Annotated in this window: 13 protein-coding genes; 4 read left to right on the plus strand and 9 right to left on the minus strand. The window is 60.8% G+C overall.

Translation table 11 applies throughout. From position 1 onward, the window contains the following. Positions 1-2: 2 nt before the first annotated feature. The 6 genes from tolR to ACTIE1_RS02240 form a co-directional block, all read right to left on the minus strand. Entirely contained in the window at positions 3-473 is a 471-nt protein-coding gene (tolR, locus tag ACTIE1_RS02215) for a protein TolR (protein WP_439560012.1), read from the minus strand. A gap of 3 nt (positions 474-476) precedes the next feature. Then, on the minus strand, positions 477-1,175 hold the full coding sequence (gene tolQ, locus ACTIE1_RS02220; RefSeq protein WP_439560011.1) for a protein TolQ: 699 nt from the start codon (positions 1,173-1,175) through the stop codon (positions 477-479). A 103-nt stretch (positions 1,176-1,278) separates the two neighbouring features. Next, the gene (ybgC, locus tag ACTIE1_RS02225; protein ID WP_439560010.1) at positions 1,279-1,683 is read right to left on the minus strand and encodes a tol-pal system-associated acyl-CoA thioesterase; all 405 of its coding nucleotides are present in this window, start codon (positions 1,681-1,683) and stop codon (positions 1,279-1,281) included. A 17-nt stretch (positions 1,684-1,700) separates the two neighbouring features. After that, entirely contained in the window at positions 1,701-2,369 is a 669-nt protein-coding gene (locus ACTIE1_RS02230; protein ID WP_439560009.1) for an orotate phosphoribosyltransferase, read from the minus strand. 75 nt (positions 2,370-2,444) lie between these two features. Then, a complete protein-coding gene (gene pyrC / locus ACTIE1_RS02235) occupies positions 2,445-3,494 on the minus strand; it encodes a dihydroorotase (RefSeq protein WP_439560008.1) in 1,050 nt (349 codons plus the stop codon). Positions 3,495-3,588: 94 nt separating this feature from the next. After that, a complete protein-coding gene (locus ACTIE1_RS02240) occupies positions 3,589-4,593 on the minus strand; it encodes a phosphoadenosine phosphosulfate reductase (RefSeq protein ID WP_439560007.1) in 1,005 nt (334 codons plus the stop codon). Positions 4,594-5,065: 472 nt separating this feature from the next. Here ACTIE1_RS02240 and ACTIE1_RS02245 point away from each other — a divergent pair, with 472 nt between their 5' ends. After that, the gene (locus ACTIE1_RS02245; protein ID WP_439560006.1) at positions 5,066-6,088 is read left to right on the plus strand and encodes a hypothetical protein; all 1,023 of its coding nucleotides are present in this window, start codon (positions 5,066-5,068) and stop codon (positions 6,086-6,088) included. 41 nt (positions 6,089-6,129) lie between these two features. On the opposite strand, the gene rsmA is transcribed toward ACTIE1_RS02245, so the two are convergent. From rsmA to mnmA, 3 genes are all read right to left on the minus strand, one after another. Continuing rightward, positions 6,130-6,978 (minus strand): 16S rRNA (adenine(1518)-N(6)/adenine(1519)-N(6))-dimethyltransferase RsmA, encoded by an 849-nt coding sequence (gene rsmA / locus ACTIE1_RS02250; protein WP_439560005.1) that lies wholly within the window; start codon positions 6,976-6,978, stop codon positions 6,130-6,132. Then, entirely contained in the window at positions 6,975-7,940 is a 966-nt protein-coding gene (gene pdxA / locus ACTIE1_RS02255; RefSeq protein WP_439560004.1) for a 4-hydroxythreonine-4-phosphate dehydrogenase PdxA, read from the minus strand. Before pdxA ends, rsmA begins: the two co-directional genes overlap by 4 nt. Positions 7,941-8,023: 83 nt before the next feature. Next, positions 8,024-9,163, minus strand: coding sequence for a tRNA 2-thiouridine(34) synthase MnmA (gene mnmA, locus ACTIE1_RS02260; RefSeq protein WP_439560003.1), 1,140 nt, complete (start codon positions 9,161-9,163; stop codon positions 8,024-8,026). 139 nt (positions 9,164-9,302) lie between these two features. Between mnmA and sciP the strand changes: the two genes are divergently transcribed. From sciP to ligA, 3 genes are all read left to right on the plus strand, one after another. Next, positions 9,303-9,581, plus strand: a complete 279-nt coding sequence (gene sciP / locus ACTIE1_RS02265; protein ID WP_439560002.1) for a CtrA inhibitor SciP — start codon at positions 9,303-9,305, stop codon at positions 9,579-9,581. A gap of 86 nt (positions 9,582-9,667) precedes the next feature. Further along, positions 9,668-10,384 carry a response regulator transcription factor CtrA gene (gene ctrA, locus ACTIE1_RS02270; RefSeq protein ID WP_439560001.1) on the plus strand — a complete coding sequence of 239 codons (717 nt, stop codon included), beginning with the start codon at positions 9,668-9,670 and terminating at the stop codon, positions 10,382-10,384. A 115-nt stretch (positions 10,385-10,499) separates the two neighbouring features. Then, positions 10,500-12,620 carry an NAD-dependent DNA ligase LigA gene (gene ligA / locus ACTIE1_RS02275; protein WP_439560552.1) on the plus strand — a complete coding sequence of 707 codons (2,121 nt, stop codon included), beginning with the start codon at positions 10,500-10,502 and terminating at the stop codon, positions 12,618-12,620. Position 12,621: the final 1 nt, after the last annotated feature.

Here is a 12,621-nt window from a genome sequence, read left to right on the forward strand (position 1 = left end):
CATCAGTTTGGCTGCCCGTCGAAGCGCGGGCCGCCCTGTTCTGTCACCAGACCAATATTGTTGAACCCCCCCGAATTCAGCGCGCCCATGACCTGAACAACCCGTTCATAGGGAATGGCCCCGTCGGCGCGCAGATAGACGCGGTTGTCACGCCGTTCGGCGGCAATCGCGCGCAGTTGCGGGATCAGGTCATTCAGGCTGACTTCGGACGACATGATCATCACCGACCCGTCATTGCCCAGCGTCACGGAAAGCGGTTCTTCCTGTTCGGCAGGCAAGGCCCCGGCCGATGTGCGCGGCAATTCCACCGGCACGCCAACGGTCAGCATGGGCGCTGCAACCATGAAGATGATCAGCAACACCAGCATGACATCAACAAAGGGTGTGACGTTGATTTCGGACATGCGCGCGGCCCCGCCGCGGCGTCTGCGCCGTCCCGTTCCGCCGCCTTTTTTCAGAAACTGCGCGCCCATGGATCAGGCTGCGTCCAGTTGGCGCGACAGGATGGTGTTGAATTCATCCGCGAAGGCTTCGTACCCCGAAATGATCTCGTCTGAATCATCGGTCAGCTTGTTATAGAAGATCGTCGCGGGAATGGCGGCCAGAAGGCCCAGGCCCGTGGCCAGCAGCGCTTCGGCAATGCCGGGGGCAACAACGGCCAGATTGGTGGATTGCGCCAGCGCGATTTCTTCGAAGGCGTGCTTGATCCCCCAGACCGTGCCAAACAACCCGATAAAGGGCGATGCGGACCCGACCGAGGCCAGAAAGGTCAGCCCCTTGGTCAGTTCGCGCGATTCCTTGCTGATGGCCACATCCATGGAACGGTCAATCCGCGCCACAGCACCGGGAATAAGTGCCCCGTCGGCGCGGTGCGAACGGCGCCATTCGGTCATGCCGGATGCAAACACGCGCTGCGGCGACGTGGCGGGTGCAGGGCCGATCTGGTCATACAATTCGTCCAGCGGTTCGCCTGACCAGAATGCGGCCTCGAACTCCTCGGCCTCGGCGCGGGCACGCCGGTAGCGGATATGCTTTTGCACGATGATGCCCCATGACCAGAAAGAGGCAAGGATCAGGCTGATCATCACCAATTGCACGGTCAGGGTGGCGCGGGCGAATAGCGCAACCAGCGAGAAATCGATCTCTTGCGTCACGCTTAGAGTTTGTGGGTCCATGCTCTGCTCACTCAAAATGCGCCGCTTCTCGGGCGGCTTGCTTTGACGCAAAGCATACAGGAATAAAAGCGCCTTACCAACACAAGCGCGTTATACCTTGGGTTTAATTTGTAATATTTTCGCGCAAAGCGGCAAGCAACCGCGCAGGAAGCGGCTGCGGGCGGCCTGTGTCCGCCAGACACACCAGCGTGGCCTGCGCTTCAAACAGCACTGTCGCCTTGCGCAGCACGCATTGGCGCAATTCCAGCCGCGCGCCGGAATGGGACAGATAGTCGGTCGTGACATCCAGCATATCATCGAAACGCGCAGGGGCGCGGTAATCTGCAACCACACGGCGCACGGCAAAGACGCCGCCGCCATCTGCCTTCAGTTGCGCCTGATCAATGCCCAGATCCCGCACCCATTCTGACCGCGCGCGTTCGATGAATTTCAGGTAATTCGCGTAATAGACAATGCCCGCAAGGTCAGTGTCTTCATAATAGACGCGAAGGCGGAATGAATGCGGCATGCTCCGGTCCGTGCCCGTCAGCCTGCTGTCCAGTCGCGGGGGGCACGCAAGAACCCCTCGACCGCATCAAGGGTTTCGGTGTCGAAATCGCCGCCGCGCCGCGCTTCGGCCAGAACGTCCCACCATGTGCACAGGTAATGCAGCTTGACGCCATGCTCGGCCAGCCGCGGTTCGGTTTCGGGGAATATGCCGTAATAGAAGATCACCGCCGTATGCCCGCATTCCGCGCCAGTGTCGCGGATGGCGTCCACGAAACTGAGCTTTGACCCGCCATCGGTTGTCAGGTCTTCGACCAGCAGCACGCGCTGGCCTTCGGACATGGCGCCCTCAATGCGGGCATTGCGCCCGTAGCCCTTGGGCTTCTTGCGCACATAGGTCATGGGCAGGGCCATACGTTCGGCCACAAGCGCTGCGAAGGGAATGCCCGCTGTCTCGCCGCCCGCGATATTGTCAAACGCTTCAAACCCTGCATCCTCCAGCACGCGGCAGGTCAAAAAATCCATCAAGGTGCTGCGAATGCGCGCAAAGCTGATCAGCTTGCGGCAGTCGATATAGGTGGGTGCCTGCAACCCGCTGGCGAAGGTGAACGGCTCGCGCGCGTTGAAATGCACGGCCTTGATGTCCAGCAACATGCGTGCGGTCAGGCGGGCAACAGTCTGGCGGTCGGGATAGGTGGCGGGGATCATGGCTGTCCTCTCAGGCGTCTGGCCCGTGGCGCGGGGGTGGAAATGAGTATTTTTGGCAAGATGAAACCGTGTGCGTTACTGCGGCGCGTCCTGTGCCACCTGCCAATAAAGCGGGAAGCCCGGATCAAAGACCGTGACAGGGCCGCTGCCGGTGTCGATTCTGGCGGGATAGGGGACTGGGGTGTCGCTGCGTTCCAGCGTCAATGTGTCGTCATTTACGGGCAGGCGGTAGAAGGCCGGACCATTGCGCGAGGCAAACCCTTCCAGCTTGTCCAGCGCGCCCGCATCTTCAAACACATGCGCCAGAATGGACATTGTGTTCGTCGCGGTGAAACACCCCGCGCAGCCGCAGGCGGATTCCTTGGCGTCATCGGTATGCGGCGCGCTGTCGGTGCCAAGGAAAAACCGTGCATCACCGGATGTTGCGGCCCCCACCAGTGCCACACGGTGGCTTTCGCGTTTGGCGACAGGCAGGCAATAGTAATGCGGCTTGATCCCGCCCACCAGAATATGGTTGCGGTTGATGACCAGATGATGGGTCGTGATCGTCGCGCCCAGATTTTCCGACTGGCTTTGGACATAGGCGACTGCATCGGCGGTGGTGATATGTTCCATCACAACGCGCAGTTCCGGCGTTGCGCGGCGGATCGGGTCCAGCACGCGGTCGATGAACACGGCTTCGCGGTCGAAAATGTCGATGGCGGGGTCTGTCACCTCGCCATGGGTCAGCAGGGGAATTCCGGCCTGCGCCATTGCGTCCAGCACAGGACGCACGCGGTCGAAATTCTGCACGCCGGATGCCGAATTCGTGGTGGCCCCTGCCGGATACAGCTTGACCGCCGTAATGATGCCTGCGGCATGGGCGGCGACCACATCATCGGGATCGGTGTCTTCGGTCAGATACAGCGTCATCAGGGGCGTGAAGCCGCTGCCGGTCACGGCATTGATGCGCGTCCGGTAGGCGTCAGCCTGTGCGCCCGTGACCACCGGCGGCACCAGATTGGGCATGATAATGGCGCGCGCGAAATGGCGGGCGGTTTCGGGGGCCACGGCCTGCAACATCGCGCCATCGCGCAAATGCAGGTGCCAGTCATCAGGGCGGGGTATGGTCAGGGTCTTTTGCATGCATGTTCCCTAGCCAAATCCCGCAAGCAGTTCCAGTCCGAATGCACAGGCCGGTGCGGGATTGTGCAGCGCGGCGTCCCTGACCTGCTGCCGTTTATGGCGAAAGCCGCTTTTCGGCCTTGCGCAGGCATTTGCGCAATTTGCGGCTGTCGGATTGTGCCAGCGCAAAGCGTGCGGCCGCCAGCGTCAGCGCGGGATGGCGGCCCAGTTTGGCGCAGCGTCTGGTCAGGCGTTCCAGATAGCTGGCGTCAGTGCGCCTTGCGCGCATCAGCGTGTAAAACAGCTCATGCGTAATTTTGCCCTGCGCTGCTGCGTCGATCATGGGGGCAAGCACGCCCAGACGCGCAAGCGCGGCACCAGTGTCCTTGCCCAGATCGGGTGTGCGCAGCAGCGTGACGAACGGGCGGCGGAACAGGGTCGCGTGCATCAGGTCCAGTTTGCGCGCAGGGTCATGGACAATAAACGCGCCCCGCCCCCCGTCCAGCATGGCGGGCGCAAACCCGAACCTGCTGCGGAAATCCAGCCGCCGTGCCGCCATGAACCGGCGGTCCCAGCCCGCGATTTCGGGGTCAAGCGTGGCCTGCGGGGCAATGGCCAGCACTGTGGCACCGGGCGCCGCCAGACTGAAGGCGCAGGCGGCGTATCCGCACATGCCTTCGCCGTAAAACAGCACGCGGCGGAACCCGTCGAAAAAGCCCGCGTCGATCTGGGCGTCGAAATAGTCGGAAATTTCGGGGTCACGGAACCAGCGCGACTGTCTGGCCATGATGGTCAGGCTGGACCAGCCGCGCCTTTGTGCATGCGTGAACCCCAAGGGGCGGTGGTCAGCTTCGCGTGTGCGGATGGTGGCAATATTTTCAAATGTGACCAGCAGCGTGTCGTTGCCGTCACTGTAAAGTGCGGCATGGTGTTTCCCAAGGGCGGTAAACCCGCCCGCCAGCGGGTCCAGTTCGTCGCCGATTTCATCAAGGCGGGCCAGCCACTCGGCCTCGTTGGGGGCGCGTGTCAGGTCGATATCCTGTGCGATACAGGGCTGCGGTGCAGGGCCTGACGCGGGGCTGTCAAGAAGTTGAAGATCGTCCTGATCCCTTTTGGACATCGTGCCTATCCCGCAAATTAAGTGTCTGTCGCGCTGCCCCTACGATAGGCGAAACGCCGGACCTGCAAAAGCCCTGACACCTGATTTCCACAACGCCAATGCAGACCAAAGGCAGTATATTGCCATTTCGGGGAACAATCCGGTTGGCTGGCGCGCATTGCGCCAGTGCCGGAAACAGCATTCAGTGTGAGTGAGGGGATATTTTTCCCCATGAACCGGATTGCAGCTTCGGCTTTCCGCCAATAGGGTGTGCGCGTGTTGGTTGGAAGCCCGCGTCTTTGTCTTTCTGTGGTCGGTCGTCACACAAGGTCGTGCCGGATTTGGGTGAGTTTCTGTTGTATGCTTTTATGAAATACGGCTTGCTGCACCGGCTGGCAGGAACAATAGCATTGTTCCGGCAGTCGTGTCGGAGGTCGCACCGGGCTGCATGATGACCAGGGATCGTGCAGAACAAACAGAAACGGGAGGTTGGATGAGGCAACAAGATATGCCTTGGCGCGTCTTGCGCCATGTGATCGGACAGTATTTGTTTGTCGTGTTGGTTGCGGGGTGGACCGGATTAGGGGCTGTTGCATCTGCGCAGAATGTGCCGGGCAGCGATGACCCGGAATTTCTGAGCGCATTTGAAGACTGGCTGGCCGATGACGAAAAACAGGCCGTGCCGGAGCTTGCGCAACTGGCGCATAATGAAAATACTGCCGCGCGCATTCTGTTGGGCGTGATCGACAAGACATCTGCCCTTCAGGGGCCTTGGGTGACCGCCTTGTCCCGCGAGGACCGTATTTCTGCCCTGCGCGCGCAGGGCGGGTTGTCGGGGCGCAACTGGATGACGATTGCCGCGCCAGACAGCGCCTATGCGCAATTATGGAACAGATTGTGGCGTCTGGACGGCGGTCTGGATATTGCACAGGATTTCGCGGCCATGGGCGACACGCGCGCGGTCCGCGAAACCTTGTTGACCCTTGCCAGCCGTCAACAAAGCGGCTTTCCGCGCGACGTGATTGCGTATGACTGGTATCCAGCGACATTGTCGTATCTGGTGGCGGACTGGCCCGCATCATCTGGCGAAGGGCAGGGGAATGATCGCGGTGATCCGCAGCAATATATGCGAGGAATGCATATCGAGGATGCGGATCTGCAACGCTGGCTGGAGCGGTCCGATCTTGCCGCGCCGCTGCGGCAGGTTTGTGATGCGCAATGCGGTGCGAATGTGTCGGATTGCGCGTTTGCATTATACAAGGGGCTGGGCAGTTATCCGGCGCTGGCGATGCTGGGTAGTCCGGTTTCCGTGTTGATTTCGTCCGAGGGGTTCTACAACTCCCCGCGGGGCCGTGCCAGTCTGGCGCGCCGTATCATGCTGACCCGTTCGGCGCGTATGCGCGAAACGGATCTTGCGCGCCTGAGCGAGGTAAGCGCCTGTGCTGCGGACTGGTTGCGCGGCGAATATGGCCGGTATGCGTATTCGTTGCCGACTGTGCCCTTGTCGACCCAGTAAACGCATGGTGTCAATGCAGATGTGCGCGGTGTGATGAAACGCTAGGTCTGTTGGCGGGCGGCTGCAAGGGCGCGGGCAAGGGCGCAGAACCCTTCAAGGCCAATTTCTTCGGCGCGGGCGGTGGGCGCAATGCCCACCTGTTGCAGCAAATCCTCGATCTGCGGGTGCAGCCCGCGCAGGGCCGCGCGCAGCATTTTGCGGCGCTGGTTGAACGCGGCGGCAACCACCGTTTCCAGCACGCGCGCATCTGCGGGGAAACGCGGTTCCGCCAGCCGCGTGATATGCACCACGGCGGAACTGACCTTGGGCGGGGGGGTGAACGCTTCGGGTGGCAGATGCAGCACCACGCGGGCATCAGCGCGCCATTGCACCATCAGCGCCAGCCGCCCATAGGCCTTGGACCCGGGGCGCGCGACAATGCGCTCGGCCACTTCGCGCTGGAACATCAGCGTCAGACTGTCCCAGAAGGGTGGCCATTGTGCAGGTGTCATCCAGCGGATCAGCAATTCGGTGCCCACATTATAGGGCAGGTTGGCCACCACCTTGACCGGCGGGGACAGGTGGGCCAGCGGGTCCACCGCCAGCGCATCCCCTTCGATGACCTGCAACCGGTCCGGATAGGCATCCGCGATTTCCGCCAGCGCGGGCAGGCAGCGGGGGTCTTTCTCAATGGCCAGAACCTTGCGCGCCCCTTCGGCCAGTAGCCCGCGCGTCAACCCGCCTGGACCGGGGCCAACCTCCAGAATATCTGCGCCGTGCAGATCGCCTGCCGCACGCGCGATCCGCGCAGTCAGGTTCAGGTCCAGCAGGAAGTTCTGGCCAAAGCTTTTCTTGGCGCGCAAATCATGGGTGCGGATCACATCGCGCAACGGGGGCAGGGCGTCGATCATGCCGCGCGCCTTTCGGCCATGCGGCGCGCCATGCGCAGCGCCGCAATCAGCGATGTGGGGTCGGCCTTGTTCTGGCCGGCAATATCATAGGCGGTGCCATGTTCGGGCGATGTGCGGATGAAAGGCAGGCCCAATGTCACATTCACGCCGCCCGCGAAATCAATCGTCTTGATGGGGATCAGCGCCTGATCGTGATACATGGCAATTGCCGCATCATAGGTCGCGCGCGCGCCGGCGTGGAACATCGTGTCGGCCGAAAGCGGGCCGGACAGCGCCATCCCTTCCTTGCGCAGCCGGTCCAGAACAGGGGTAATCACGGTCATCTCCTCCGCGCCCATGGTGCCGCTTTCGCCCGCATGGGGGTTCAGTCCGGCAACCGCCAGACGCGGCGCGTGCAAACCGAAATCACGCATGAGGGCAGCATGTGTCACGCGTATGCAGCGTTCCAGCAGGTCTTGCGTCAGCGTGGCGGGAACGTCTGTCAGCGGAATATGGATGGTGACGGGAACCACCCGCAGCGCATCGCAGGCCAGCATCATGACCACATCCGCACCGCCCGCCAGATCGGCCAGAAATTCTGTATGGCCGGGAAAGGCAAACCCAGCGCCGGTTTTCAGCGCGGCCTTGTTGATGGGGCAGGTGACAAGCCCGCTGGCCGCGCCCGATTGCACCAGCGCCACGCCGCGGCGGATGGCATCAATCACGCCTTGCGCATTGGCGGGATCGGGCTGGCCGGGGCTGGCATCCGCCGCGAAATCAACCTGCAGGACCGGAAACCTGTCGCCTGTTATCTGGCGGGGCAGGGACACAAGTTCAAATTCGGTGCCTTCGGGCAAATGTCGCGGATCGCCCAGCCATATGAACGGACAGCTTGCCCCTGTGGCGTGCCATGCCTTGACGGCAATCTCGGGACCCACGCCGGACGGGTCGCCGCAACTCATGACCAGTGGTGCCAACGCCATATGGGTGCCTGCTCTTTGCTATTGCCTGCCTTCCCTATCCCCTAGCGGGGTTCAAGGGCAAGGCCAACACGCGTAAGCGCCGCTTAACGGCCCTTCCATATCCAGCCGCCGCCCATGACGCGGCTGCCTTCGGGGGCGTAGAATACACAAGCCTGACCGGGGCTGACGCCTTCTTCGGGGGTTAGCAGTTCCACCTCTGCCTCGGTGTCCGAGATTGGCCGCAATATCGCGGGTGCCGGCGGGCGGGTGGAACGCAGCTTGACCGACATTTCCCATTCTGCCTGCGCCGTGAAGGGCTTGTCGCCCAACCAGTTGATTTCGCGCACGGGCACGGTTCTTGTGGCCAGCGCCGCTTTTGGCCCCACAATTACCCGCCGCGCATCGGGGTCCAGCTTGACCACATACAGCGGATCTGCCAGCCCGCCGATACCCAGCCCGCGCCGCTGCCCGATGGTATAGTGGATAACGCCATCATGCTGGCCCAGAACATGGCCTTGCATGTCCACAATCTCGCCGGGGTCGGCCGCACCGGGGCGCAGTTTTTCAATAACCGCGGCATAATTCCCGTCGGGAACAAAACAAATGTCCTGACTGTCGGGCTTGTCGGCCACGTCAAGCCCGTGCCGGACGGCAAGGGCGCGGGTTTCGGCCTTGGTGCGCAGATGCCCCAGGGGAAAACGCAAATATTCCAGCTGTTCACGCGTTGTCGAAAACAAAAAATAGCTCTGGTCGCGCACAGGGTCGGCGGCGCGGTGCAGTTCCGGCCCGTGATCGCCTGCGAAACGCTGGATATAATGCCCCGTTGCCATGCAGTCGGCCCCCAGATCGCGGGCCGTTTCCAGCAGGTCGCGGAACTTCACCCGCTCATTACAACGGATGCAGGGCACAGGTGTCGCCCCCGCCAGATAGGCATCGGCAAATTCGTCAATGACTGAATCGCGGAACTTGGATTCATAATCCAGAACGTAATGCGGGAACCCCATCGATTCGGCCACGCGCCGCGCGTCATGAATATCCCGCCCCGCGCAACACGCCCCCTTCTTCGCAAGGGCTGCGCCATGGTCATATAATTGCAAGGTTACGCCGACAACGTCATACCCTTCAGCCGCCAGTTCCGCCGCGACGACCGAACTGTCGACCCCGCCCGACATGGCAACGACGACCCGCGTTTGCGCAGGCGGTTTGGAAAAGCCCAATGAATTCAAGGGCGGGTCAAAGGGCATTGAAAGAACTCCGGCAAGGTTGCGCGCAAAATATAGGAAAATGCTACGTATTCTCAAGGGGGCATCCGCAGTTTCGTCAACCTGCCATTAAGTCTGACGCGCGATTATCTGGCGGAAACGAAGCTGAGAAGGGGCCGAAATGTATATCAAGAAGGTCGAGGGGCCGCGCGCGGTGACCCTGCCGGACGGGCGCGTGCTGACATTGGCCGACCTGCCCCCCGCAAACACGCGTCGATGGGTTGCCAGTCGAAAAGCGCTTGTCGTGATGGCAGTTCAATACGGGTTGCTGAACCGCAAAGCGGCGCAGGAACGCTATGACCTGAGCGATGAAGAATTCACGCTGTGGGAAACGGCCGTATCCCAGCACGGGATAGACGCGTTGAAGGTGACAAGCCTGCAAAAATATCGACAACCATAGGTTGTTGGTATAGGTTTTCAGTATTGGTAACAGAGAATTAACGAATTTCATTGAAGGTGGTGAAAGCAGCGACAAAGGAGAACCTCATGCGCGTTTTGCTCGTTGAAGACGATCCAACCACATCCAGAAGTATTGAATTAATGCTAACCCATTCAAATTTCAATGTATATTGCACTGACATGGGCGAAGAAGCGATCGAACTCAGCAAGATTTACGATTACGATCTGATTTTGCTGGATCTGAACCTGCCCGATCTTGGGGGGCTGGATGTTTTGCGCCAGATCCGTCTGTCGCGGGTTGACACGCCGATCCTTATCCTGACGGGCGAAACAGATACGGATACCAAACTGCGCGGCTTCGGCGGCGGGGCCGATGACTACCTGACCAAGCCGTTCCACCGCGAAGAACTTGTCGCGCGCATTCATGCGATTGTGCGCCGCAGTCAGGGACATGCGCAATCGGTTATTCATACGGGCAAGGTTTCGGTGAATCTGGATGCCAAAACGGTCGAGGTTGGCAACAAGATTGTCCATCTTACCGGCAAGGAATACCAGATGATCGAGCTGTTAAGCCTGCGCAAGGGCACAACGCTTACCAAGGAAATGTTCCTCAATCATCTATATGGCGGTATGGATGAACCTGAATTGAAAATAATCGACGTCTTTATCTGTAAATTGCGCAAAAAACTCGCAGAGGCGACGGATGGCGAAAATTATATCGAAACTGTCTGGGGCAGGGGCTATGTCCTGCGCGATCCGGCCGTAGGTGCCGCGCCTGCGCCGGTCCGTGTTCTAAGCGCCTAGCGTCCGGCTTGTCTGCGTCTTCGGGCTGGACCTGAGTGTCTGCGCCGCCTATCAATCGCCTTGGAACCGTGATGGCCAAAGCGCAAAGGAAAAGGCAGTGTCGGACACTTCAGACATGGGCGAATTGCGGGGTGTTCCCGTGGCCGATCTGACTCAGGAACAGGCGCGTCAGGAACTGGCCCGATTGGCGAAACTTCTGAACCGCGCGAACATTGCGTATCATCGTGATGACACGCCCGTCATGTCGGACGCGGAGTTTGACGCGCTACGCTTGCGAAACACGCAGATCGAAGCCGCATTTCCGACGCTGGTGCGGCCCGACAGTCCGGCCTCCGGTATTGGTGCGGAACCGGCTGTGGGATTCGGCAAAATACAACATGCAAAACGCATGCTGTCGCTGTCCAATGCCTTCTCGAGGGAGGATGTCGAGGATTTTGTATCAGGTATCCGCCGCTTTCTTGGCTTGCCTGCAGACGCTTCGCTTGAATTCACGGCGGAACCCAAGATCGACGGTTTGTCATTGTCCCTGCGCTATGAACAGGGCGCGCTTGTCTATGCCGCCACACGCGGTGACGGCACCACCGGCGAGGATGTGACCGCGAACGCGCGCACAATCGGCGATATTCCGGTTCAACTGACGGGGGCACCGGATATACTGGAAATCCGCGGCGAAGTGTATATGGCGCATGATGAATTTGCCGCGCTGAATGCCCGCCAGCAGGAAACAGGCGGCAAGGTTTTTGCCAATCCGCGCAATGCTGCCGCAGGGTCCTTGCGCCAGCTTGATGCCGCCATAACACGCGCCCGCCCGTTGCGTTTTTTCGCCTATTCATGGGGCGAGGTGTCCGAGCGTCTGGCACCAACCCAGTCCGCTGCAATCGCGCGTCTGGCACAACTGGGGTTCAGCACCAACCCGCAAACCCGTTTGTGCCATTCGGTTCAGGACATGCTGGACGTTTATGCGGCGATCGAGGCACAGCGCGCGCGTTTGGGGTATGATATTGACGGGATTGTCTACAAGCTGAACGATCTGGCCTTGCAGGACCGGATGGGATTGCGTTCGACGACACCGCGCTGGGCAATTGCGCATAAATTCCCCGCAGAACGGGCCTGGACACAGCTGGAAGCGATTGAAATTCAGGTCGGGCGCACGGGCGCCCTGTCCCCCGTTGCGCGGCTGGCACCGGTGACTGTCGGGGGCGTTGTCGTGTCGAATGCCACATTGCACAACGAAGACTACATTTCGGGCCGCGATTCGCGCGGCACGGTCATTCGGGACGGCCGCGATATCCGTGTTGGCGACTGGGTGGAAGTGTACCGCGCCGGTGATGTGATCCCCAAGATCCGCGATGTCGATTTGGGCAGGCGGCCGGAAACGGCACGGCCTTTTGACTTTCCGCAGACCTGCCCCGAATGCGGCAGTCCAGCGCTGCGCGAACCCGGTGATTCCGTGCGCCGCTGCACGGGGGGCATGGTCTGCCCCGCACAGGCGGTCGAGCGGTTGAAGCATTTTGTCAGCCGCGCGGCTTTCGACATCGAAGGGCTGGGCGCCAAGCAGGTCGAGAGTTTCTGGCGCGACGGCTGGATCGCGTCACCGAAGGATATTTTCACCCTGAAGGACCGTTTTGGTCCGGGCCAGCCAAGGCAGTTGAAAAACCGTGAAGGCTGGGGCGAGAAATCCGCAAGCAACCTGTTTGCCGCAATTGATGAAAAACGATCCATACCCTTGGCGCGGTTCATTTTTGCACTTGGCATCCGGCATGTCGGCGAAGTGACCGCTGCAATGCTTGCCAGCCATTTTGGCACATGGGATGCGCTGCGCACAGCGCTGCAACAGGCGCGCGATCCCGAAAGTGCCGCCCGCAAGGACTTGTTGTCCATTGATGGCGTGGGCGAGGTGTTGGCCGAGTCGTTGATAACAGGCTTCCTTGCCGAGATTTCCGCGATTGACGCCCTTGCCGCGGAACTGACCATTGCCCCCGCGCAGGCCCGCGCAAGTGACAGTGCCATCGCGGGAAAAACCATCGTATTCACGGGAACATTGGAAAAAATGACCCGCGCCGAGGCCAAGGCGCGCGCCGAAACCCTTGGGGCAAAAGTTGCGGGGTCGGTGTCGGCCAAGACCGATATTCTGGTTGCGGGGCCGGGGGCCGGATCGAAGGCGCGAAAAGCTGCGGATCTGGGTGTTGAGGTCGTGGATGAGGACGCATGGCTGGCGATGATTGGCGCGCTTTGAC

The organism is Roseinatronobacter sp. (assembly GCF_051859525.1).
In the GTDB taxonomy this organism is placed as follows: domain Bacteria; phylum Pseudomonadota; class Alphaproteobacteria; order Rhodobacterales; family Rhodobacteraceae; genus Roseinatronobacter.